The organism is Tenacibaculum sp. nBUS_03 (genome assembly GCF_051201695.1).
Classification (GTDB): domain Bacteria; phylum Bacteroidota; class Bacteroidia; order Flavobacteriales; family Flavobacteriaceae; genus Polaribacter.
In genome coordinates this window covers 3,662,698-3,688,027 of sequence record NZ_CP179214.1, presented here as the reverse complement: position 1 = coordinate 3,688,027, position 25,330 = coordinate 3,662,698, and the positions used below count along the sequence as shown (strand labels likewise).

Sequence of the window (25,330 nt, the reverse complement as noted above, 5' to 3'; positions counted from 1 at the left end):
ATTCTACGTCCTTTTTGCATTTAAAAAAGATTCTAAAATAATTATTTCTAAACTAAATTATTTTCAAAAAACTCTATTTCTTTCTTCTTACTTACCAAAAAATCAATATCATCATATCCATTTAATAAACATACCTTTTTATAAGGATCTATTTCAAATTTCACAGTATCTATTGATGTTTTTAGTAATTGATTTTCTAAATCAATTATAATCTTTGCTTCGGGGTTTCTTAGCACTTTTTCTAATAACTCTTTTAAAAACTCTTTTGAAACTTGAATGGGTAAAATACCGTTATTTAAAGCATTCCCCTTAAAAATATCAGCAAAAAAACTACTAATAACAACTTTAAATCCGTAGCCCGAAAGTGCCCAAGCGGCATGTTCTCTACTCGATCCACAACCAAAATTGTTTCCCGCAATCAAAATACTTCCACTATATTTCGATTTATTCAACACAAAATTTATGTTCTTGCTACCATCTTTGTTGTATCTCCAGTCTCTGAATACATTATCTCCAAACCCTTTTTTATCTGTTGCCTTTAAAAAACGGGCAGGGATAATTTGATCAGTATCAATATTTTCGGTAGGTAATGGTATACCAGTATCTATTAGTTTAACAAACTTTTCCATTAATTTAAATATTTTGTAAAGTTTATAATTTTTCCTTCAACAGCGGTAGCTGCCGCTGTTAACGGACTTGCCAAAATTGTTCTTGCTCCCTGACCTTGTCTCCCCTCAAAATTCCTATTTGAAGTTGACACACAATATTCTCCAGCAGGAATTTTATCATCATTCATTGCTAAACATGCTGAACATCCAGGCTGACGCATTTGAAAACCAGCTTCTTCAAAAATATTTTGTAATCCTTCTTCTTGAATTTGCTTAGCAACTTGCTGTGAACCAGGAACCAACCATGCATTTACATTAGATGCCTTTTGCTTTCCTTTCACATAATTGGCAGCTACCCTAAAATCTTCAATTCTAGAATTTGTACAACTTCCAATAAACACATAGTTAACAGGCGTATTTAATAAACTTTTACCTTTTTTAAAGTCCATATAGTCTAATGATTTCTCAAACGAGTCGTCATTATCCGAAGGTATGTTCTCAGATATTTTTATTCCCATACCAGGATTAGTACCATACGTTAACATTGGCTCAATATCTTCTGCATCAAATGAATATTCTTGATCAAAAACTGCATCAACATCAGTTTTTAATGTTTTCCAATAGTCAACTTTTTTATCAAACTCTTCAGAATTTGGAGCAAATTCTCTACCTTTAACATATTCAAAAGTAATTTCATCTGGAGCAATCATTCCTCCTCTTGCCCCCATTTCAATACTCATATTACAAACTGTCATTCGACCTTCCATTGACATTTCTTCAAATACGTTTCCAGCATATTCACAAAAATAACCTGTCCCCGAATTTGTTCCTAATTTAGCAATTACATATAAAATTACATCTTTAGGCAACACTCCTTTTTTAAGCTTTCCATTTACATTTACACGTAAACTTTTAGGTTTTTCTAATAACAGACATTGACTTGCAAATACCTGAGCCACCTGACTTGTTCCAATACCAAATGCAATGGTTCCAAAAGCACCATGGGTTGATGTATGGCTGTCACCGCAAACCATTGTCATTCCTGGTTGAGTTATTCCCAATTCGGGAGCCATAACATGCACTATACCATTATATTTATGACCTAAACCGTATAATGTGATATTATTTTCTTCACAGTTTTTGGTCAACTGTTCCAATTGATTTCTAGACAGCTCATCTTTTATAGGTAAATGCTGGTTAACCGTTGGTGTATTATGGTCAGCAGTTGCCACTGTTTTATCGGGTCTTGCAATTGGAATGTTCCTTTCTTTTAGCTCATTAAAAGCCTGCGGACTAGTTACCTCATGAATTAAGTGCTTATCTATATACAAAACTTGAGGTCCGATTTTGTACGGTATCAACTACATGTGCATCCCATACTTTATCAAATAATGTTTTTCCCATTAGGCTATTGCTACTTTTGATAATTTATTTACTTGTTTCATTATTTGATGAATATCTTCATCTATTACTTCTTTTTGTCTGTCTGCAAATTGTAAGAATGTTTTATATGCTGAATCAAGCTGTATTTTTGTCAACTCATACCCTACTTTTTTAGCCCTGTAAGCCAAAGCAGCTCTTCCACTTCTTGCAGTTAAAACTATTGCACTTTCTGTAACTCCTACCTCAGCTGGATCAATAATCTCATAGGTTTCTCTATTCTTAATAACCCCATCTTGATGAATTCCTGAACTATGAGCAAAAGCATTTGCACCAACAATTGCTTTGTTAGGCTGCACAAACATTCCCATTTTTTCACGTACCATTATACTTGTATCATACAATAATTTCGTATCAATATCAGTCGTTAGATTTAAATATGGGTGTTGCTTTAAAATCATTACAACTTCTTCTAAAGCTGTATTTCCTGCGCGTTCACCAATACCATTAATAGTACATTCTATTTGGCGTGCTCCATTGATTGCTCCGGCTATAGAATTTGCAGTTGCAAGGCCTAAATCATTATGGCAATGACAAGAAATTATCACATCTTCAATTCCTTTTACATTATCTTTTAAATATTTAATTTTTGCACCATATTCTTCAGGTAAACAATATCCTGTTGTATCTGGAATATTTAAAACTGTGGCTCCTGATTTAATTACTTCTTCACAAACTTTTGCTAAAAACTCATTATCAGTTCTTCCTGCATCTTCTGCAAAAAATTCAACATCACTTACAAAGTTTCTCGCATATGCTACAGCATTTTTTGCTCTATAAATTACTTCGTCTTTAGAGATATTAAATTTATGTTTAATATGAGATTCACTGGTTCCAATACCTGTATGAATTCTTGGTTTAATTGCTACTTTCAAAGCCTCTCCTGCTACCTCAATATCTTTTTTAACAGCTCTAGTCAGTCCACATACGGATGCATTTTTAACTAATTTAGCTATTTCATTTACTGATGTAAAGTCACCAGGACTAGAAACAGGAAAACCAGCCTCAATTACATCAACACCCAAGAGATCTAACCTTTCTGCAATTATAAGCTTTTGCTTAGTATCTAATTTACATCCAGGAACTTGTTCTCCATCTCTTAATGTAGTATCGAAAATTTGGACTTTATCATTTCGCATAATATAAAATCTTTTATCTTATTATAAAATCAAATTTATATATTGGTTTTTCTAAATAGCCCTTTTTAAAAAGGCTATTTACGAGACTTAACCAAACAAAAAAAAACACAAAACACTATCATACAGTGATTTATGACCAAAACAATTACATCAACCAATCAACAAGGCGACTCTCTTTTTATTTTAATAAAGTCGTTATCTAAATCTGAAAAGCGTCAATTTAACCTCTATATAGGGCGTTTAGGTGGTAATGTTGATGCAAAATTTTTTGCGCTTTTTAAAATTTTAGAAAAGCAAAAAACTTATGATGAAAAAGCTATTATAAAAAGTGGTGTGGTTAGTAAACAACAACTATCTAATTTAAAAGCACATTTATACAAACAAATCTTAACAAGTTTGCGTTTAAACCCTGCCCATAAAAACATTCGAATACAAATTAGAGAACAACTAGATTTTGCAACAGTTTTATATTTAAAGGGGTTATACAAACAAAGTTTAAAACTTTTAGAAAAAGCTAAAAACATGGCTATTGATAGTGAAGAAAAAAATATAGCTTATGAAATCATTGAATTTGAAAAAATTATAGAGAGTCAATACATTACACGAAGTATTAATACTAGAGCTGACGAACTTACTGTACAAGCTAAAAAATTAAGTCAACAAAATCTAATTACAAGTAAACTTTCAAATTTATCATTACAACTGTATGGAATTTTACTTAAAACTGGATACGTTAGAAATGATGAAGAATTAAAAAAAGTAAATGATTACTTCAATTCAAGATTACCAAAATATGATTTTAAAACCCTTGGTTTTAGAGAAAAACTATGGCTATATAAAGCTAATTTATGGCATAGTTTTTTAACTCAAGACTTTTTATTAAGCTACAAACATGCTAACAAATGGGTTTCTTTATTTAAATCAGACTCCAAAAACATTTCATTACACCCCGTTTTTTATTTAAAAGGTATTAATTATTTACTAGAAAGTTTATTTTTCATTAAACATTTCAACAAATTTAAAGAGGAGTTTGCTTTATTTGAAGATGGAATTAAAAACCAAACCATTCCAAAAAACAGTAACACTGAAATTCTTATTTTTCAATATTATTATGCCAACCTATTACATTTACATTTTTTAGAAGGTACTTTTAAAGAAGGTGAATATTTAGTTGATATAATCACCTCTAAGATAGAAGAATACAAAGGCTTATTAGATAACCATCATGTTGTGGTGCTCTATTATAAAATAGCCTGTTTATATTTTGGAATGGGAGATAACAAAAACTGTATTTTGTATTTAAATAAAATTATTAAATCAAAAAATTTACATGTTGCTGAAGATTTACAATGTTTTGCTAGAATTCTAAGTTTAATTGCTCATTACGAATCTGGATTAGATTATTATTTAGAAATACAATTTAAAGATACTTATCGCTTTTTACTTAAAATGGAAAATTTACAAGAAGTGCAAAAAGAATTTATTTCTTCCATAAAATCTCTAGGAGATGTTTTTCCTCATCAAATAAAAAATGAATTTAAAAAAATTCATGCTCGTCTAAAAGTTTTTGAACACCACCCTTATGAAAAAAGAGCTTTTTTATATCTTGATATCCTTTCATGGCTTGAAAGTAAAATAGAAAATAAAACTGTTGCTCAAATTATTCAAGAAAAATTTAAACAACTTAGCAAATAATTTAAAAACATTTATATATATTTGACCCAATGTTAATTAACGAAAGAAATATTACTATTCAAAGTACCGAGTTTACCACTTCGGCTTCTTTCGTTGGCACTACAACAATTTCTACTACAATTACTATTACCCTTTAGGGGGTTTCTTTATACATATAATCTATTAGGTCCTATTTATATTTTCAAAAGAGTTGAAAAAAGATAAATAACAGCTAAAATTCTATCATCAAATATTTTTATACCTTTTAAAATGAAAATTTTAAAATTTGGAGGTTCATCAGTAGCCAACAGTCAAAACATTAACAAAGTAGTTCAAATAGTATCAAATACTGCTGCTAAAGAAAAAGTAGCTGTAGTAGTTTCTGCTTTCGGAAAAACAACGAATAAGCTAATCGCTTCTGCTAACAAAGCTGCTAGCAATGAAATTAACTACACTGACCTTTTTAAAGAAGTTAAAAAACATCATTTACAAGTCATTTCCGAACTAGTAAACAAAAATACGCAAGATGTAGTTTCTCAAAAGGTGAATACTTTATTTAACCAATTGCAAACTTTACTAGAAGGGTGTTTTTTACTAAAAGAAGTTACTCCAAAAACCATGGCTACTATAAGTGGTTTTGGAGAGTTACTATCTTCTTACATAATTTCAGAAGTAGCAAAAAACAACTTAGATGCAACATATAAAGATAGTAGAGAACTTATTAGAACCTCCAATGTTTTTGATAAAGCACAAGTAAACTTTGAGATAACAAATAAAAATTGTCAAGAGTATTTCAATAAAAATTCTCATCAAATAACCATTTTACCTGGTTTTATTGCTAAAACAGAAAATGGCCTATCAACTACATTAGGAAGAGGTGGCTCAGACTATACTGCTGCAATTTATGCAGCAGCTTTAAATGTTAATGAGCTACAGATATGGACAGACGTCAGTGGTATGTTTACTGCAAATCCGAGTGTTGTAAAACAAGCTTTTCCAATACCTCAAATATCCTATCAAGAAGCAATGGAGCTGTCGCATTTTGGAGCAAAAGTAATTTATCCTCCCACTATTCAACCTGTATTAGAAAAAGAAATTCCTATTGTTATTAAAAACACTTTTGAACCTAATAATGTTGGTACTTTAATTACCAAAGAAGTAAAAAGTACGAACCTAGTAAAAGGTATAAGCCATATAGAAAACATTACTCTTCTAACCCTAGAAGGTAGCGGAATGGTTGGGGTTTCAGGAGTTTCAAAACGTTTATTTGAAACACTTTCTAATCAAGACATCAATATAGTATTAATAACTCAGGCATCCTCTGAACATTCAATCTGTGTTGGTATTTATGATGAGGACGCAGAAAGAGCTACCCATGCAATTAATACCACTTTTGAAATTGAAATAGAACGCCGTAAGGTTAAACCTGTAATTGTTGAACAAGGACTAGCGATTTTAGCTTTGGTGGGTGACAACATGAAAAACCATCAAGGATTAAGCGGACAAATGTTTAGTGCTTTAGGTAAAAACAATGTAAATATTAGAGCTATTGCTCAAGGCGCTTCTCAAAAAAATATTTCTGCTGTAATAGATAGTAACGATGCTAAAAAAGGGCTAAATACATTGCATGAACAATTTTTTGAAGAAAAAATAAAACAGCTTAATTTATTTGTTACAGGCGTTGGTAACGTAGGAGAGCGATTTTTAGCTCAAATACATCAACAAAAGCTATACTTAAGAGAACATTTAAAAATGAATATTCGTGTTGTTGGTATTGCAAATTCAAGAAAGATGACTTTTGATACTGATGGTATTAATTTAAATAACTGGAAAGATTTATTAGTCAAAGGAGAACCTGCAACTTTAGATGAGTTTTTCAACAGAGCTAAAACCTATAACCTTCGAAATTCTGTTTTTGTTGATAATACGGCAAATAAAGAAGTATCAGAAGTTTATGAAAAATATTTACGTACTAACATTGCCGTAGTAACTTGTAATAAAATAGCCTGCGCTTCTAATTTAGACAACTATAAAAAACTAAAAGAAGTATCTAGAAAATACAACGCTCCATTTTTATTTGAAACCAATGTAGGAGCTGGATTACCTATTATTGACACATTAAAAAACCTAATAGCTTCCGGTGATAGAGTTCATAAGATACAGGCTGTTTTATCAGGTAGCTTAAATTTTGTTTTTAATAATTTTAACTCTAGCTCAACATTTCATGATGTGGTAGGAGATGCCCAAAAACAAGGATACACTGAACCTGATCCTAAAATTGATTTAAGTGGAGTTGATGTAGCTAGGAAAATACTAATCCTTGCTCGTGAAAGTGGTTATGAATTAGAATTATCTGACATAGAAAACAACTCTTTCTTACCTGAAAAAAGTTTAAACACTACCAATAATGAAGATTTTTATGCTAGCTTAACTGAATTTGAATCTCATTTTCAACAAATTTTCAAAGAAGCAAATGATAAAGATTGTCGCTTAAAATATGTAGCTGAATTTTCAGAAGGTAAAGCAAAAGTTGGGCTACAACACATCCCTTCAGATCATCCTTTTTATAACCTAGAGGGAAGTGATAATATTGTATTATTTTTCACAGACAGATATCCAGTAAACCCATTGCTTATAAAAGGTGCTGGTGCTGGTGCTGATGTTACTGCGTCAGGAATTTTTGCTGATGTTATTAGAATAGGCAATAATTAAATGATAAAATGGACACGTATCATAAAATAACTTATTTTGTAGAATCATTACTAAATAATAATTTTCAAAATAGAAGAAAATTATACCGAGAAGGAATTACAAATACTAATACCAACTTGTTTTTAATTGCAAAAAAATGAAATATATAAAAATATTTGCTCCAGCTACTGTTGCTAATGTTTCTTGCGGCTTTGACTCTATGGGATTTGCTGTAGACACTATGGGGGATGAAATGACATTTACAAAAACATCAACAAAGGGAGTAAAAATAACACAGATTACTGGTGCTAATGGTTTAAGTCTAGATCCAACAAAAAACGCTGCTGGTGTAGTTGCTCTGGCTATGTTAACTAAGCACAAAGTTGATTTTGGTATTGAAATTACTATGCATAAAGGGTTTTCTCCTGGTAGTGGTTTAGGTAGTAGTGCTGCTAGCTCAGCAGGTGCAGCTTTTGGTATAAATGAATTATTAAACAAACCTTTTACAAATTTAGAATTAACTAAATTTTCTATGTTGGGAGAAAAAGCAGCTTGTGGAACTCCTATAGCTGATAACGTTGCAGCTGCTGTTTACGGAGGATTTGTGCTGATTAGAAGCTACGACCCTTTAGATATTGTAAAATTACCTGTACCTGATGAACTACAATTAGTAGCAATTCACCCGCAAATTGAAGTAAAAACGAAAGATGCTCGTGAAGTTTTACCTGAAAAAGTACCTTTAAAAAGTGCTGTAACCCAATGGGCAAATGTAGGTGGGTTAGTTAGTGGTTTATATACCAATAATTACCAATTAATAAGTAACTCATTAACTGATGTTATTGTTGAACCTGCTCGTAAACACTTAATCCCTTATTTTGATTTAGTGAAAAGCGAAGCTATTAAAGCTGGAGCATTAGGTGCTGGGATTTCAGGTTCTGGCCCAACAATTTTTGCCTTGTGCAAAGGAGAAGAAGTTGCAAAAAATGTTCAGGAAGCAATACAGAATGCATATGCTGATAAAAAAATAGATTTCACTTTATTTTCATCAAAAATAAACACACAAGGTGTTCATATTTTAGATTCAAAATAAAATAATTTACTGTTTATCATCGAATTTATTTCGGCGGTAAAAAACAAAATGATATTGTAAAAAACTACATTGCTACATGCTATGTAACACACAAACAACACAAAAATGAACTATTATAGTCTTAATAAAAAATCACCTAACGTAAGCTTTCAAGAAGCTGTTGTTAACGGATTAGCTCCAGATAGAGGTTTGTATTTTCCTGAAAACATAACACCTTTATCAAAAGATTTAATTGAAAATATTGAAAACTACACTAATGAAGAAATAGCCTATGAGGCAATCAAACAATTTGTAGGTGATGAAATTCCTTCAGAAGTATTAAAACAAATTATCTCCGAAACCTTATCCTTTGATTTTCCTGTTGTACCAATAGAGGAAAACGTTCGTACTTTAGAACTTTTTCATGGTCCAACAATGGCTTTTAAAGATGTTGGTGCTCGGTTCATGGCTCGTTGTTTAGGATATTTTAATAGAAATAACAACAATAAATTAACAGTATTAGTAGCTACTTCAGGAGATACTGGAGGAGCAGTTGCTGATGGTTTTTTAGGAGTAAAAGGAGTAGACGTAGTTATTTTATACCCTAGCGGAAAAGTAAGTAATATACAAGAAAAACAGTTAACCACACTTGGCCAGAATATTACTGCTTTAGAAGTTGACGGTGTTTTTGATGATTGTCAAGACATGGTAAAAACAGCTTTTTTAGACACTAATATTAATCGAGTTTTAACTTCTGCCAACTCTATAAATGTTGCTCGTTGGTTGCCGCAAATGTTTTATTTTTTCTTTGCTTATAAACAAGTATACAAACAAAAAAAAGACATAGTTTTTTCAGTGCCTAGTGGTAATTTTGGAAATATTTGTGCAGGTATTATGGCTCAAAAATTAGGGTTACCTATTAAACATTTTGTAGCTTCAACTAATATAAATGATACCGTACCTAATTACCTAACAAATGGTGTATATGAACCAAAACCCTCAAAAGCTACTATTTCAAATGCTATGGATGTTGGTAACCCAAGTAACTTTATACGTATACAAGAATTATTTGAAAACAATATTAGCTCTTTAAAAAGTACTTTCTCTTCGTTTGCTTTTACTGATGCGCAAACTCGAGAAGCGATGAAGTTAATTTATAAAAAAAGTGAATATATTGCTGATCCACATGGGGCAGTTGGATACCTAGGCTCAAAAGAACATCAAAAAAATAATCCTAATGATTTATGTATCTTTTTAGAAACTGCTCATCCTGTTAAGTTTTTAGATATTGTTGAAAATACACTTACTATTCAAGTAGCAATTCCTGAGCAAATTAAATCTGTTATTGATAAAGAAAAAAGTGCCTTTCAAATTAGTAGTTATGATGGTTTAAAAACATTTTTAAATAAATAACATTTATTAAAATCTCCTAAATCAGTTTTTAGGAGATTTTTTAAATAAAAAAAGACTGAGATTCTATTTAGAACCATTAATACTTTTAATGATACTCTCTCAATAGTTTAAAACAAATTAAACAACTCTTTTATACTCCAACAATAATAAACAGCTACTAAGAAACATTTTTTAAGTTGAATTCTACCAAAAAATAAATATAATATCTTGTTATTTTTTAATGATTTAAAACTATTTTTAATTTTGAAGGTCTAAGAAACTGAACATACTTAAAACAGTGGATATATGAGAAGTTTATTAATAATTATCGGATTAGTATTTACAGTATTAACAACTTCATGCGCACCAAGGGTAGTTGTTAAAAAGCCAAGAACAAAAAAAGTTGTAGTTGTTAAAAGACCAGCAAAATATAAAATTGTAAGAATAAAAGGGAAAAAATATTATTTTTGGAATGGTCGTTATCACAGAAAAACTTCAAGAGGTTACATCGTAGTTAGAATATAACAAATACTCATAAAAACGCAGTGCTAACTTTTAAGCATAGCACTGCTTTTTTATTTCATTATACACTATCAGGATTATATAAGATAAAACAGATTTTTAAATGTAACAATAAATCTCTTTTTAGCTTTGCTTACAATGGATTTCCTTCAGAAGTAAGCCTACTCTATTTTTATATTTTAATCATGCTAGCTAACAGTAGCTTCATTCCAAGACTCTATTTGTATTAGATGGGTGCTAAATCCTAATCATAAATCTGCGCTATCTGTAAAAATAGTATTTAAGAATAAAAACTAGTGAAATTAAGTAATCGCATAGCTATTTAACAGATTGCTCCTTTCATTACCCTATCGCAATGACGTTATTTTTTACTAGTAGCAACAAAAACTAGCCCAACAACAATTTATGTATTTTTTAAATTACAAGAATAAAACCGTGATATAATATCTTATTACTTGGCTATATTTATTTTAAATTTAATTACCCACACAAACTAGTAGTAAAAAAAATAGTGGTAACCTATAACTCAGACATGCTAGAAATATCAATAATAGTAAAAAAATAAAAATGATTAAAAAAATAACCTCATAAAATTAATTTTATGAGGTTGTTTTTTTTAATTCAACTTTTACTAGTACTCAAAAGTACCGTATTCACTTTTTATTGTTAATTTTTTTGTTTCAGAAGCCTCTACACGACCAATTATCTGTGCATTAACATTAAATGACTTTGAAATAGACACAATATCTTCCGCTATTTCAGGTGATACATATAGCTCCATTCTATGTCCGCAGTTAAATACTTGATACATTTCTTTCCAATCTGTTTTAGATTGTTCTTGTATTAGCTTAAACAAAGGCGGTATCGGAAACATATTGTCTTTTACAATATGATTTTTATCTATAAAATGTAAAATTTTAGTTTGCGCCCCACCTGAACAGTGAACCATTCCATGAACAGTATCTGATGTATATTTAGATAAGATTTTTTTAATAATTGGAGCGTATGTTCTTGTTGGCGATAATACTAACTTACCTGCATTAATTGGAGAATTTTCTACTTCATCAGTTAGTTTGGTATTTCCTGAATACACTAAATCAGCAGGAACAGAAGCGTCAAAACTTTCAGGAAATTTTTCTGCTAAATATTTATGAAAAACATCGTGACGAGCAGAAGTCAGTCCATTACTTCCCATTCCACCATTATACTCTTTCTCGTAAGTTGCTTGACCAAATGATTCTAAACCAACTATTACGTCTCCAGCTTGAATATTTGCATTATCAATAACATCTTTTCTCTTCATACGAGCTGTCACGGTAGAATCAACAATAATAGTACGAACTATATCACCTACATCAGCAGTTTCTCCTCCTGTAGAATGAATTGTTACATCAAACTTTTTTAATTCAGATATTAATTCTTCAGTACCATTTATAATTGCAGAAATCACTTCTCCAGGAATTAAGTTTTTATTTCGTCCAATGGTAGATGACAACATTATATTATCAGTAGCTCCAACACATAACAAATCATCAATATTCATAATAAGTGCATCTTGAGCTATTCCTTTCCATACAGAAATATCACCAGTTTCTTTCCAATACATGTACGCCAATGAACTTTTAGTTCCAGCACCATCAGCATGCATTATTAAACAATAATCATCATCATTCGTTAAATAATCAGGCACTATTTTACAAAATGCCTTCGGAAATAATCCTTTATCTATATTCTTAATAGCATTATGAACATCTTCTTTAGACGCCGAAACTCCTCGCTGAGCGTATCTTTTAGAAACTTCTTGACTCATGGTAATAATATTGTTGTGTTGTGGATGCGAAATTACTTTAAAAACAGCTAAATATCAAAGTAAATGCTACTTTAATATTTATCAAAAAAAACAAATGAACCTTTTACCTACATAAACTTACATTTCACCTAATTCTTATCATTAAAAGTACTTTTTGAAGTAAATTTAAGCAGTAATTTGAATTACAAAATAGATATTTAGCATTTTAGAAAAGAAGAATCCTGGGGGACTACTTCTTTTCTTTTTTCACATAAACAACTTATATACAACAACTAACCCCTCACCCCACACACACTAAAACTAAGGGAAATTGAGTACCTCGTTAATGGTTACCCCTAAATTATACATAGGGCTTTCCCCTATTTTTTATACCCTGAACAAATACTAATTTAGCCTTAATTATTGTTGTAATAAAAAGTGTAGTAGGTTTTATTATGATATAAATTACTAAAAGGTTCTTGTAGTAGGGGACCTTTTTTATTTTTCATCACTTCTTTTCTTTCACCTACACTAAATAGCATCTACAAATAGATCTTTCATTTTTTTCACTAAAACCAATTAATCTAAAAATATTTTTCCTCTGTAATTTTACACTAACTCCAATCAATACTCTTTTAAAAATATGCTACGCACAAAAACTACTCACTAACCAATAATTTTAGTTTAGTTCTTTTCCAAAACAAACACTTGTTTTTACATTTTTGTATTGGCCGTAATTTGAAATTACTTGATACTCATTTTTTTTATAAAGAGTTAAGGCATCATTCATAATAGTACTAGTTTCTAAAATTGCCGTTTTATACCCTAATTCTTTTGCCCAAATTTCTAATTCTGTTACTATTTTAGTTGCCACACCTTTCCCCCTACATTCATGTTTCACATACATTCGTTTAAGTTCAACTGTAGTTTTATTAAATATTTTAAATGCTCCACAAGCAACAGGCTTTTCATTATGATAACAAACTATTACGCATTGTAACTCATCCATACTATTAAATTGCCTAAAAAACGAATCATCCTCTCCATTAATCCCTGTTAAATAATCATCCAACTCCTTAACTAAAGAAATAAAACTATTATTATCAGAATTAGTCCTTTTAAATACAAATATTCCTTTCATCATATAGTAAACAATAATTCTCTATATTTTGTTAATGGCCATAAATTATCATCTACCAATAGTTCTAATTTATCTGCATGATACCTTATTTCTTCAAAATATGGTTTAATTCTATTACAATAAGCATCTGCATTCTTTTGTCCCTCTAATTTATTCACATCCTTTCTTTCATCTGTCATTTTTTCTATTTTAGAATTAATTTCGGCAATATGATTTGATATTTTTTTTATTAACTCTATTTGTTCTTTAGCATACCTCTCAAAGGTTTCTCCAAATATTTCTTTAAGCCCTTTTACATTTTCTATTAATGTATTTTGATATTGAATTGCTGTTGGTATTACATGATTTCTTGCCACATCAGCTAAAACTCTACTTTCTATCTGGATTCTTTTTACGTATTCTTCAAGTTCAATTTCGTGACGTGCTTCAACCTCTACCTTATTCATCACCTTCATTTCTTCAAAAAGAGCGATTGACTTTTTAGAAACTTTTGCTTTTAAAGCTTCTGGAGTTGTTTTATTATTACTCAACCCTCGTTTTATTGCTTCTTTCTCCCAAGCATCTCCATATCCATCTCCTTCAAATCGTATCTTTTTAGATGCTTTTATATACTCCCGTAACACATTAAAAACAGCTTCATCTTTCTTTAACTTTTTAGCATCCACTAAAGTATCTACTTCAATTTTAAAGTCCTTTAACTGTTTTGCAATAATCGTATTTAAAACTGTCATTGGCCCTGCACAATTTGACCACGACCCCACAGCTCTCAATTCAAACTTATTTCCTGTAAAAGCAAATGGTGATGTTCTATTTCTATCAGTATTGTCTAGTAATATTTCAGGTATTTTACCTACGATATTTAATTTTAAATCTGTTTTTTCTTGAGGAGATAATTTCCCCTTCGTTACATTCTCTAATTCATCTAATACTTCTGACAACTGAGAACCAATAAACACGGAGATAATAGCTGGTGGTGCTTCATTAGCACCTAAGCGGTGATCATTACTTGCACTTGCAATAGAAGCCCTTATTAAATCTTCATAATCATGAACAGCTTTTATAGTATTCACAAAAAACGTTAAGAATTGTAAATTTTTCATAGGAGTTTTACCTGGTCTTAAAAGGTTTACCCCTGTATTAGTAGATAAACTCCAATTATTATGCTTACCAGACCCATTAATTCCTGCAAAAGGTTTTTCATGAAATAACACCTTAAAATGATGTCGATGAGATACTTTTTCCATTACATCCATTAGCAACGAATTATGGTCTACCGCTAAATTAGCTTCTTCAAAAATAGGGGCTAATTCAAATTGATTCGGAGCCACTTCATTATGCCTTGTTTTAACAGGAACCCCTAACAACATAGACTCTTGCTCTAAATCGCGCATAAAATTCATCACTCGTGCAGGTATTGACCCAAAATAATGATCATCTAATTGTTGTCCTTTTGCTGAAGAATGCCCTAGCAACGTTCTACCAGTCATCATTATATCGGGCCTAGACGCTGCCAAAGCTTTATCTATTAAAAAATATTCTTGCTCCCAACCTAATGTTGCATTTACCTTCGTTACATTCTTATCAAAGTATTTACAAACTGCAGTTGCTGTTTCATCAACAGCTTGCAACGCTCTTAACAAAGGTGCTTTATTATCTAAAGCTTCTCCGGTATATGCTACAAATACTGTTGGAATACATAATGTTGTTCCGTAAATAAAAGCTGGAGAAGTTGGATCCCAAGCAGTATAGCCTCTAGCTTCAAAAGTATTTCTAATTCCACCATTAGGAAATGATGATGCGTCAGGCTCTTGTTGCACTAACTGACCTCCATCAAAACGTTCCATTGCCCCACCTCCTTCTATTGTTTCAAAAAAAGCATCATGTTTCTCAGCCGTTGCACCCGTTAAAGGTTGAAACCAATGCGTGTAATGCGTTGCCCCTTTAGAAAGCGCCCAATCTTTCATGCTTACTGCAATTTGATCTGCTTTATTTCTATCTATTTTAGTTCCATACTCAACAGCATCCATTACACTTTGATAAGCCTCCTTCGTCATATACTGACGCATAGCCTGCTCATTAAATACATTCTTACCAAATAATTCAGAACGTTTACTTTTTTCTTCAATAATAACTGAACCTCTATTTAGAGTTTCCTTTAACGCATTAAACCGAATAGCCGACATAAAAAATATCTTTTTTTTAATATTTTTCAAAAATACCAATTTAAAAACAAATAAACCCCTAAAAAAATAGGGGTAAAATTAAAATAAGGTTAATTTTTCAAAAATACCCCTATAAAATTTGGGGGTGACTAAAAAAATATTCATTTTTGCACTGTAAAACAATACAACAGTAATATCAAAATTTAAAATCATGAGTAAATCTAAATTAGAGTATATATGGTTAGATGGTCATAAACCAACCCAAAATATGCGAAGCAAAACTAAGGTTGAAGATAATTTTAGTGGTAAACTAGAAGACTGTCCAGTATGGTCTTTTGACGGAAGTTCAACAGAACAAGCATCTGGTGGAGCTTCTGACTGCTTATTAAAACCTGTAGCAATTTACCCTGACCCTGTTAGGAGAAACGGTTTTTTAGTTATGGCTGAAGTTTTAAATGCTGATGGTACCCCTCATGAATCTAATGCACGTGCTACAATTGACGATGATGATGCTGATTTCTGGTTTGGTTTTGAACAAGAATACTTTTTAATGGACTCTAAAACAGATTTACCTCTTGGATTTCCTCGTGGTGGTTTCCCTGAACCTCAAGGAAAATACTATTGCTCTGTTGGAGGAAGATATACTTGGGGTAGAGACGTTGTTGAAGAACATGCTGATTTATGTATTGACGCAGGCTTAAACTTTGAAGGAATTAATCAAGAAGTAGCTCCTGGACAATGGGAATTCCAATTATTTGCTAAAGGTGCTAAAAAAGCTGGTGATGAAATTTGGGTAGCAAGATATTTATTAGATAGATTAACTGAAAAATATGGGTACTACATTGAGTACCACCCGAAACCTGTAAAAGGTGACTGGAATGGTTCTGGTATGCATGCTAACTTTTCTAATACTACCTTAAGAACTTGTGGTTCTAAAGAAACTTACGAAGCTATTTGTGAAGCTTTCAGACCTGTTACTGAAGAGCATATTGACGTATATGGTGCTAATAATGATGAACGTTTAACTGGTTTACACGAAACTGCTCACGTATCTGACTTTAGCTACGGTGTATCTGATCGTGGGGCTTCTATCCGTATCCCTATTATTACTGTTGAAAAAGGATGGAAAGGATGGTTAGAAGACAGAAGACCTGCTTCTAATGGTGATCCTTACAAGATTGCTGGAAGAATTATCAAAACTGTTAAGAGCGCTAAAATCTAAACTAGATTTTATATATAAAACAAAACCCCTCACAATTTGTGAGGGGTTTTTATTTTATATCTCTTTAAAACGTATTAATATTTTTCATTTACAGCTAAACCAATAAATATCTACTTATTTTTTAACTATACAAGCTATGAAATTGCTAAATACACAAATACAACATATGCAATAAGCAACAACACCCCATCTCTTCTTCCCAACCTCATTCCTTTAGGAATAAACACTAACGGAAGTACCGCAAATGAAATAGCTAACATCCAATAAATATCTTTAGTTATCAAACTTAACGCATCTGGTTTAACCTCAACAGGTGTAATCATTGCTGTTATTCCTAAAACCGCCAAAATATTAAATACATTCGACCCTATTAAGTTCCCTAAAGAAATCGCTTTTTCTTTTTTCATAACCGCAATAATAGAAGCTGCCAACTCTGGTATACTTGTTCCTACTGAAACTACCGTTACACCAATTACAGCATCACTTACCCCTAAACCCTTCGCTAATGTTTTTGCTCCATCAATCAACAACTCTGACCCTCCCCACAAACCTACTCCACCAATAGCTAAAAATAGCACTACTTTAAACAACGGCAACTCTTCATCATCTTCAGGCATTTCATCAACTACAGCCTGCTTTTGAAAACGTAAAAGGTATACTAAAAATACTAGTAAGGCTATAAATAAAATTACCCCTTCGTACGTTTGAATTGTTTTATCATTAACTATAAAAAAGTACAACAATAATGAAGCTATCATCATTACAGGCCAATCTGTTTTATAGAAACTCTTTTGAACATCTATAGGAGATAAAATAATTGTTATTGCCAACACCAAGGCTATATTAGCAATATTAGAACCTATTACGTTACCAACCGCTAAACCAGTAGCTCCGTCTAATGCAGACTTAATACTTACTATTAACTCAGGTGCAGATGTTGCAAAAGAAACAACAGTCATACCAATAACAATTTTAGGTATATTCAATTTTAATGATAAGGCTACAGCTGCTTTTAACAACCAATTTCCTCCAAGAACTAATAAAACTAATCCAATAACAATATATAAAATACTCATAAATTATTTTTTTGCGAAGATAGGGTTTTGACCTGTAAAATACGAACAAGCATTACATGCTTAAAAACCACTTTTTTCTCATTAAAACCTCTAACAAAAAAAGTTTTTTTTACAAGACACAAAAATCAAACACCTCTTTTTACTCTTACCAAACAACGTTTTTCCCTTTACTTTTTCAAAACAGTAAAAAAATGCCCTTTATTTAATTACACATTAAAACCATAATATAAATTTAAAACTACAAAAAACAACAACAAACAAGACAATAATATAACATATTAAAACCAATTACTATTTTTTAACTTTAATTATCAATACAAATTAATTAAATCGTATTGAAACTTTTGGAAGTATAATTCTCTTTCACATATATTGAGAAAACAATTCCGGAATTAATCAACTTTTATTAACTAAAAACACAAAAAAACAAATGATAACTATTGCTTTAAATTTAATTATCTCAGCAGTAAATTTTATAATTCAACTAATTCAATATTTATTTTAATCAACCATTAAAAACACAATTATTATGCTAACATTTTTAGGAATACTATTAATTATTATTGGGGTACTTACCCTTATTTTAAAATCAATTATCAAAAAAGACGGCTTCTTAGGTTGGTTCACCACCAACAGAAGTATTCAATTTACATTACTCGGAATATTACTGAGTATTATCACTGGAATGTTCTTTTATGCAGACGCTGGTACAGCTTATGCAGTGCAATATGTTTCAGGGGGGGATAAAATGATTACCACCCAGGGATTAAAATTAAAATGGTGGGGTAGAATTATTCCATTGTCTTATGAAACATCAATAAAAGATATTATTTTAAAAGACGGTGACGAGCTACCAAAAAGTAGTCAAGGTATTTATAACAGAAAAGCTCAAAAATGGGAATTCAGTGATGCAATTAAGGCAGAAATTAGCACGTCAGTTATTGTAGGTGTTAATATCAATGACGAAAAGGTTTTTTTAAACATGGCAGACAGAAACAGGAGCGAATCAAAATTAATTTACGGTAGAGTTTTACCCAATATTGATGCTGCTATAAAAAACACCTGTAAACTAATGGATGCTCAAGATTATATTTCAGGGCAAGCTTCCGATTTTGACAGGTATTTCAGAGATCAATTAGAAAACGGAATGTACCAAGTAGAACAATATTACGAATCTGAAAACACGAATGAAATTGTAGGAGACACTACTACTATTAGAAAGATAAACGTGGGAAAATCGAGTAAGCAGAAAAAATTTAGAATCAAGAGAAAATCAGACGGTAGTATAGCCAGAGATAACTCTAACACCTTAAAACAATACGGTTTAAAAATTTACCAAGCACAAGTAACTGGTATTGATTGGGAGGAATCTTTTGATGAGCGTTTAGATTTACAAAAAAATGAGGTGGCACAAACCCAGCTTGAAAAACAACAAGCGGAACGTGAATACTATAGAGCTAAAAAAGAAGTTGCTAAAGGAGAGTCTGAAAAAGCTAAAGAAAGAGCTAGATTAGAAAAAATTCAAATTCAACAAACCATTGAAGCTGAAACCCAAGCCAAAGTTGCTGGTTTCAATTTAATAAAGGAAAAGAAACAATATGAAGTTGAGCAATTTAAAGCTAAAAGTAAAAAAGTAGCTGCAGATGCACAATACTATGAAAATGCAAAACTAGTAAGTGCTGGTTTAACCCCTCAGGAACGTGCTGAATGGGAGTATAAAACTGCAGTGGGAGTTGCTAAAGAGATAAAAGATTTACAACTACCTTCAACGTATATTGAAGGAAGTAAAGACGGAAACAGTGGGAATTTGCTACAATCATTAATTGGCGCTGAATTGGCTAAGAAAATGATGGAAAAGAAATAAAAAAATCAATTACCAACAGGACGAATTGTATCGTCCTGTTATTTACAATTATATTTTCGTTATTTTTGATTAGAAATCAATTAACTAATGAAAAAAAAAATATTCAAACAACTAGCCAAATTTAACAAAATTGTCTTACCTTCTTATACTAAAAGAGCCTTAGACATTACAAAGGCTTCCAAATTACAACTACTAGTTATTGGATGGAGAGCTTATGTTACAATAAATTCATTAAATTAAAACCCCGTAAATTATGAAAGAACATGTTAGTATTTTTACCGGATCTGCAATTCTAGTTAATAGGCTTGCTCAACTATTAAATGCCATTAAAATACCTTCAATTATTAAAAACGAACGAGAATCAGGAAGGTTAGCTGGTTTTGGAACAACAGGAGACGCTGTTGAACTTCATATTTTTAACACTGACATTGAGGCATCTAAAAAAATTATTGAAAATTTTAAAAAAGAAATTCAAAAATAATTTTTAAAACTGTAAAATAGTTGTATATTTGCACCCGCAAAACAATGGCCTCGTGGCGCAACTGAATAGCGCACTTGATTACGGCTCAAGAGGTTACAGGTTTGAATCCTGTCGAGGTCACAATAAAACCCTTAACTAATTAATAGTTAAGGGTTTTTAATTTTTAGGCACTTATCTTTCCGACATTTTTCTGACAAAAACACAAACTTCTAAAAATTTATTTCTGCAATACAAAACTACTTTGGGCATACATAAGTTTGTATTTATCTAAAAACAATATCGTATTGATAGGTTTCTATTTTCATGCTTTACTGGATTAAGAATTTCAGATATTCAAAAACGCAACTATTAAAAATATTATTGGTTACTTCATAGCTTTCTAATCAGAAAAAACTGGAAAGTTTCAAAAAATCAAATTAAATGAATCTGCTAAAAAATTCATCAACTACAGAAATCTATTTGATGGAAAATACACCAATGAACATATTAATAGAGAGTTAAAATGTATAGCTAAAGCTTGCAATATTAAAAAGCACCTAACTTTTCATGTAGCTAGACATACTTTCGCTACTAATTACCTGATTTCTGGAGGAAGAATTGAAAACCTACAAAAAACTTTAGGACATTCCAACATTCGAGAAACAATGATTTATGTTCACATAGTTGATTCAATATTAAATGAAGAGATCAACAAAATGGACAACATTATTAATTTAGGTAGTTAATTTGTAAAACTTTCACATAATAGCTTTATTATTTCTGAAAAAACTGTTCTCTTTGTTCTCCAACAAGAAAAACACAATAAAAAACACTGAAAATCAACAGGTTAACACCTATACAAAACATGAGAACAGTACAAATTTAACCTTAAAATTTGTACTATGGGGTGCGGGGATTTTGTACTCAGTAAGCAAATTGCCCCCTTTTAGCTGTTTTTTTTGGAGGATTAACTAAATATTTTATAAATTTGAAACACAAAAAAAATTGTACGAATACTTCATTGTTATATCTACATTTTTAGGCTATATACTTATCAAAAATAAAATACTAAGGATACCCATAAAGTAACCTTAGCACCACTTTTTATATTTACCTAAAGTTCCTTTTATCCGGAACTACAACCCAATAAACGAGAACTTTGTTATCTATATAACGAGTTAGCAAACATTAGATGAAGAAGAAAATTAATCAAGGAACATTAGATGATATCGAATTCCCCGATGTTTTGTATAAATATCGCAGTTGGAAAGACACTTACAATAAACGCTTTATTACCGAAAGAGAAGTTTTTATGGCTTCTCCTAATCAATTCGAAGACGAAATAGACTGTAAAATACCCGTTAGATATGATTTAATGACTGAGCATCAAGCTCAGAAATTTTATACCAGATTATCTATTCTTGCTGAACCTAATTTAATTAGACAACAAAGAAGACAAAAAGTAAGAGAAATAGTTAAACAAAAAGACTATTTAAACTCTGAATCAAATGAAAAATATCAAAAAAAATATTTTGATGAATATTTTGAGAGATTAGGAGTCTTAAGTTTAACTGCTGAAAACTGTCTTGATAAAATGTGGGATAAATATGCTGACAAGCATCAAGGTTTTTGTGTTGGTTACAATACTCGAATATTATTTGATTATTTGGGTGGTGGTGGAAAAGTTGAATATGTAGAAGAAATACCGATTCTGCTACCTGACCCAATTATGGATAGAGATGAAATAAGATGGAAGCAAGTTTATTTTAAAGAACAGAAATGGGAATTTGAAAAGGAATATAGAACTCAAAAATTTTGGTTTGATAAAGCCAACATATCTGATAGACAAATACATCTTCCAAAAGAGGCTTTTAATTGTATCATCCTTGGTAAAGACATAAGTGATTCGGATAGGAAAGAAATAACAGAAAGTGTACGTTTATACATAGGTGATATTGAAATCAAAGACCACAAAAACATTTGCTAACACCGTATATAATTTATTGCTAGTTCTAGCCTACTTACGAAAATCCTTGCGGATTTTCTAGTTGGTTTTGTGTTTGCTAAATTAGGTGCTTAAAACACGCAACAAACCATATACAACAACGTTGTAGCCAATACAAATAACCAACTATAAATTTTACTTCATGGCTTTTTTTATTGAAAACAAAGAATTATTTAAACTACAGCCAGAGGAAGGAAATGGGTTGAGAAAATGCCAACTAGGTGCAATTTGGGCTTTAAAAAGTCATTTTACCACTTCATCAAATGAAATAGCATCTTTAGTTAGTATGCCAACGGGTTCTGGTAAAACTGCCTTGATGATGGCTACTTGTTTTGAATTAAATATTAAAAAGATACTAATAGTAGTTCCTTCGAAAATCCTACGCAGACAAATAGCTGAACAATTCAAAACTTTGCAAGTCTTGAAAAACGTAAACTGTCTACCTAATGATATTGATGAAATAAATGTTTTTGAAGTTACAAAACGACAAAAAACCAGAGAACAATGGGAAGTTATCTTGAATGAGCATGATGTTATTGTAGCCCATCCAAACAGTATATCACCATATTATAAGGACATTGAACCAATCCCAATAGATTTGATAGATGCTGTATTAGTTGACGAAGCTCATCATGAGCCTGCCGAAACTTGGCGAAAACTAAATGATTTTTATTCAGAATTAAAAAGAGTTTTCTTTACCGCAACACCTTTTAGGCGAGATAGAAAAAGAATGAAAGCCAAATTAATTTATCATTATTCGATTGATAAAGCTTTAGAAGACAACATAATGAGAGAAGTAAGTTTTGTTGGTGAAAGGGCTGGCATCCAAAATACTAATGAAGCATTAATGAATTCAGCATTTGATGTTTTTCAAAGAGAAAAAGAGTTAAATCCAAATGCTTCAATCTTGATAAGAACAGATAGAATAGAAGATTCTATTCTACTAACTCAACTTTACAATGAAAATGGTTTTAATGTAGACTATATTCACTCAAAACGATCGGCTAATGTTAATTCTCAACTAGTAACTAAAGTTAAAAATAATGAGTTAGACGGTTTAATTTGTGTTGGAATTGCTAGTGAAGGTCTAGATATTCCTTATTTAAAGGTTGCTGTTCTGCATGCAACACCCCGTTCAATCCCATATACAATTCAATTTCTTGGTCGAATTTCTAGACAACCTGAGGATCAAGAGGGTAATGCTACACTTATTGCAAATAAAGACGAAGTAAAAGGTGAAGTCTATAAACTATATAAATCAGATGAAACTTGGGGAAAACTCATCCCTCAGTTAATTGACGAACAAATGCAAAGGGCAAGACATTATAAGTCTAGTCAAGCAAAAGAAGTTGATTTTCAAATGCCTGAACTAAATGTTTTTTTTAGTGCTTTGGTTTATGAAACATCAAATGATTTTGAATTTGAAAATGTCGAAGAAATTAATGCAAAGGAGCCTTATGAGATTCTTAGAATAGAACAACAAAATGATGATTCTCCACTAATTATTGTTACAGCTTATGACAAACCTTTGGAATGGGCTAATCGTGAAATCCATATTGAAGATCTATTAGATGTACATTTATTATATCATCATTCTGATAGTAATCTTTTATTTGAACTAACCACTAGTGAAAAAGCACTTGGTTCATTTAAAAAAGAGCTCATTAAATCTGGTTTAAGAAGATTACCACATAGTAGACTTTATAAAACACTATCGCAATTTCGACAAAGTGATTACATTATGGTTGGTATGAAAAATGCAGTTTCTCAAGGAGCATCCCAACCATCATATAAAACTGTAATTGGAAGCGGTGTCCAAGCTTCTGTGAGAGCAAGTGAAGGACGAGTTTTCAGTACAGGTCATGCATTATTAAAATTAGATTTAAAAAAGACTTGGGGTCTCGCTACCAAAAAAGGCCGAGTTTGGGCTATGAAAAGAGGGACTTCTGAAGAATTTAAAAATTGGTGTGATTCATTAGTGAATCTAATTGAAGATCTAACCAGTAATAACTAATTTGCCTGGCCTTTCGTTTTTAGCTAGTTCAGAACCTATAAATAATATTGAAGAATTACCAATAGCAATAATCCCTAACGATCTATTTTTCCGCGCCTATTCAACAATTATCCACATTAATGATGATGAACCAATAAGGAACTGTATTCCTGAAATATCCCCATTAAACTTAGATATAGATAATAATCGATTAGAATGTCAAATTAAAATAAATGAATTTGAATATGATATATTAATGAGTCTTACCGAGGATAAAATTTGGACGCTAATTACAGATAGTGAAATAAGAGTTAGAGCGGATAAAAGTGAAAATGATATTATTGAAAAATCATTAGAAGAAATACTAAATGAATATTATCCATCTTTAATTATGCCTAGTGGCTCAGTAATCGAAGGAAGAAACAAAATAACTCCAAATAGAACTATTGAAAATCTACCCTCAAATATTTGGAAAGTAAAAGATTGGACAGGTTGTAATATACGAGCTGAGAGATATGAAGAAGTTCCTACAGCTGGGAATATTCCTGTAATAAACAAAACAATAGAATTAATTAGACCTGATTTTGAAATAGACAGAGATGTTTTAATACTTGATGATGGTTCTCATGAAATTGCAGACTTAATTTGGTTTCAACAAGACACTAAACAAGTACATTTCATTCATTGTAAAGCCTCACATGGTGAAAACCCAGGTCGTAGGAAAGCTGACTGCGATATTCTTTTTACTCAAGCAATGAGAAGTATTCATTGGATATCTTCTGTATCACTAATAGACAGACTTAAAGAACGAATTCAAGGTAATTCAGAATTAATATTAACAAATCAAGTTACATGGGATGCTTTAGCTGATGATTTCAAAATTAATAATTGGAGCTACAATATCATTTTACCACAACCAGGTTTTGATATTGTTCAGGTTTCAAATCGAGATAGAGTAAATAATAATATTTACGAGTTAGCGATACCAATGTATGAACGAATTTTAGGAAGTATGGCTCAATTAGAAATTTGGGGATCATAAAAGTACTGGCTACAACAAAGAACTGAGGTAAAAACCAAATA

Annotated in this window: 19 protein-coding genes, 1 tRNA gene and 1 pseudogene; 14 read left to right on the top strand and 7 right to left on the bottom strand. The window is 31.1% G+C overall.

Annotated elements, in window-relative coordinates:
• Positions 1 to 47: 47 nt before the first annotated feature.
• From leuD to ACMFBB_RS16855, 3 genes and pseudogenes are all read right to left on the bottom strand, one after another.
• Positions 48 to 629: a 3-isopropylmalate dehydratase small subunit gene (gene leuD / locus ACMFBB_RS16865; protein WP_435261904.1), complete on the bottom strand. Its 582-nt coding sequence runs from the start codon at positions 627 to 629 to the stop codon at positions 48 to 50.
• Positions 629 to 2,012 (bottom strand): annotated as a pseudogene (gene leuC / locus ACMFBB_RS16860) (3-isopropylmalate dehydratase large subunit). The gene leuD and the pseudogene leuC overlap by 1 nt, the downstream one beginning before the upstream one ends.
• The gene (locus tag ACMFBB_RS16855) at positions 2,012 to 3,187 is read right to left on the bottom strand and encodes a 2-isopropylmalate synthase (protein ID WP_435261903.1); all 1,176 of its coding nucleotides are present in this window, start codon (positions 3,185 to 3,187) and stop codon (positions 2,012 to 2,014) included. Before ACMFBB_RS16855 ends, leuC begins: the two are co-directional and overlap by 1 nt.
• 132 nt (positions 3,188 to 3,319) lie before the next feature.
• On the opposite strand from ACMFBB_RS16855, the gene ACMFBB_RS16850 reads away from it, so the two are divergent.
• From ACMFBB_RS16850 to ACMFBB_RS16830, 5 genes are all read left to right on the top strand, one after another.
• Positions 3,320 to 4,882: a hypothetical protein gene (locus ACMFBB_RS16850; protein WP_435261902.1), complete on the top strand. Its 1,563-nt coding sequence runs from the start codon at positions 3,320 to 3,322 to the stop codon at positions 4,880 to 4,882.
• 249 nt (positions 4,883 to 5,131) lie between these two features.
• On the top strand, positions 5,132 to 7,573 hold the full coding sequence (gene thrA, locus ACMFBB_RS16845; protein ID WP_435261901.1) for a bifunctional aspartate kinase/homoserine dehydrogenase I: 2,442 nt from the start codon (positions 5,132 to 5,134) through the stop codon (positions 7,571 to 7,573).
• A 136-nt stretch (positions 7,574 to 7,709) separates the two neighbouring features.
• Positions 7,710 to 8,642, top strand: coding sequence for a homoserine kinase (locus ACMFBB_RS16840; RefSeq protein ID WP_435261900.1), 933 nt, complete (start codon positions 7,710 to 7,712; stop codon positions 8,640 to 8,642).
• Positions 8,643 to 8,747: 105 nt separating this feature from the next.
• Positions 8,748 to 10,034, top strand: a complete 1,287-nt coding sequence (gene thrC / locus ACMFBB_RS16835; protein ID WP_435261899.1) for a threonine synthase — start codon at positions 8,748 to 8,750, stop codon at positions 10,032 to 10,034.
• A gap of 285 nt (positions 10,035 to 10,319) precedes the next feature.
• Positions 10,320 to 10,538: a DUF6515 family protein gene (locus ACMFBB_RS16830; protein ID WP_435261898.1), complete on the top strand. Its 219-nt coding sequence runs from the start codon at positions 10,320 to 10,322 to the stop codon at positions 10,536 to 10,538.
• A gap of 628 nt (positions 10,539 to 11,166) precedes the next feature.
• Here ACMFBB_RS16830 and ACMFBB_RS16825 read toward each other — a convergent pair.
• The 3 genes from ACMFBB_RS16825 to ACMFBB_RS16815 all read right to left on the bottom strand — a co-directional run bounded on the left by ACMFBB_RS16825 (position 11,167) and on the right by ACMFBB_RS16815 (position 15,648).
• Positions 11,167 to 12,345 carry an AIR synthase related protein gene (locus tag ACMFBB_RS16825; protein ID WP_435261897.1) on the bottom strand — a complete coding sequence of 393 codons (1,179 nt, stop codon included), beginning with the start codon at positions 12,343 to 12,345 and terminating at the stop codon, positions 11,167 to 11,169.
• 658 nt (positions 12,346 to 13,003) lie between these two features.
• Complete coding sequence (locus ACMFBB_RS16820) at positions 13,004 to 13,468, bottom strand: GNAT family N-acetyltransferase (protein ID WP_435261896.1); 465 nt, start codon at positions 13,466 to 13,468, stop codon at positions 13,004 to 13,006.
• On the bottom strand, positions 13,465 to 15,648 hold the full coding sequence (locus ACMFBB_RS16815) for a glutamine synthetase III (RefSeq protein WP_435264325.1): 2,184 nt from the start codon (positions 15,646 to 15,648) through the stop codon (positions 13,465 to 13,467). Before ACMFBB_RS16815 ends, ACMFBB_RS16820 begins: the two co-directional genes overlap by 4 nt.
• 190 nt (positions 15,649 to 15,838) lie before the next feature.
• On the opposite strand from ACMFBB_RS16815, the gene ACMFBB_RS16810 reads away from it, so the two are divergent.
• Complete coding sequence (locus tag ACMFBB_RS16810) at positions 15,839 to 16,849, top strand: glutamine synthetase beta-grasp domain-containing protein (protein WP_435261895.1); 1,011 nt, start codon at positions 15,839 to 15,841, stop codon at positions 16,847 to 16,849.
• A gap of 134 nt (positions 16,850 to 16,983) precedes the next feature.
• On the opposite strand, the gene ACMFBB_RS16805 is transcribed toward ACMFBB_RS16810, so the two are convergent.
• Positions 16,984 to 17,925, bottom strand: coding sequence for a calcium/sodium antiporter (locus ACMFBB_RS16805; RefSeq protein WP_435261894.1), 942 nt, complete (start codon positions 17,923 to 17,925; stop codon positions 16,984 to 16,986).
• A 529-nt stretch (positions 17,926 to 18,454) separates the two neighbouring features.
• Here ACMFBB_RS16805 and ACMFBB_RS16800 point away from each other — a divergent pair.
• The 8 genes from ACMFBB_RS16800 to ACMFBB_RS16765 all read left to right on the top strand — a co-directional run bounded on the left by ACMFBB_RS16800 (position 18,455) and on the right by ACMFBB_RS16765 (position 25,289).
• Complete coding sequence (locus tag ACMFBB_RS16800; RefSeq protein WP_435261893.1) at positions 18,455 to 19,789, top strand: SPFH domain-containing protein; 1,335 nt, start codon at positions 18,455 to 18,457, stop codon at positions 19,787 to 19,789.
• 87 nt (positions 19,790 to 19,876) lie between these two features.
• A complete protein-coding gene (locus ACMFBB_RS16795; RefSeq protein WP_435261892.1) occupies positions 19,877 to 20,029 on the top strand; it encodes an SsrA-binding protein in 153 nt (50 codons plus the stop codon).
• Positions 20,030 to 20,042: 13 nt separating this feature from the next.
• Entirely contained in the window at positions 20,043 to 20,270 is a 228-nt protein-coding gene (locus ACMFBB_RS16790) for a putative signal transducing protein (protein ID WP_435261891.1), read from the top strand.
• A gap of 46 nt (positions 20,271 to 20,316) precedes the next feature.
• Positions 20,317 to 20,390 (top strand) — tRNA-Arg (locus ACMFBB_RS16785).
• Positions 20,391 to 20,680: 290 nt separating this feature from the next.
• Positions 20,681 to 20,995: a tyrosine-type recombinase/integrase gene (locus ACMFBB_RS16780; RefSeq protein WP_435264324.1), complete on the top strand. Its 315-nt coding sequence runs from the start codon at positions 20,681 to 20,683 to the stop codon at positions 20,993 to 20,995.
• Between the two features lie 446 nt (positions 20,996 to 21,441).
• Positions 21,442 to 22,236 (top strand): DUF2971 domain-containing protein, encoded by a 795-nt coding sequence (locus ACMFBB_RS16775; RefSeq protein WP_435261890.1) that lies wholly within the window; start codon positions 21,442 to 21,444, stop codon positions 22,234 to 22,236.
• Between the two features lie 160 nt (positions 22,237 to 22,396).
• The gene (locus ACMFBB_RS16770; RefSeq protein ID WP_435261889.1) at positions 22,397 to 24,268 is read left to right on the top strand and encodes a DEAD/DEAH box helicase; all 1,872 of its coding nucleotides are present in this window, start codon (positions 22,397 to 22,399) and stop codon (positions 24,266 to 24,268) included.
• Between the two features lies 1 nt (position 24,269).
• On the top strand, positions 24,270 to 25,289 hold the full coding sequence (locus tag ACMFBB_RS16765; protein WP_435261888.1) for a hypothetical protein: 1,020 nt from the start codon (positions 24,270 to 24,272) through the stop codon (positions 25,287 to 25,289).
• Positions 25,290 to 25,330: the final 41 nt, after the last annotated feature.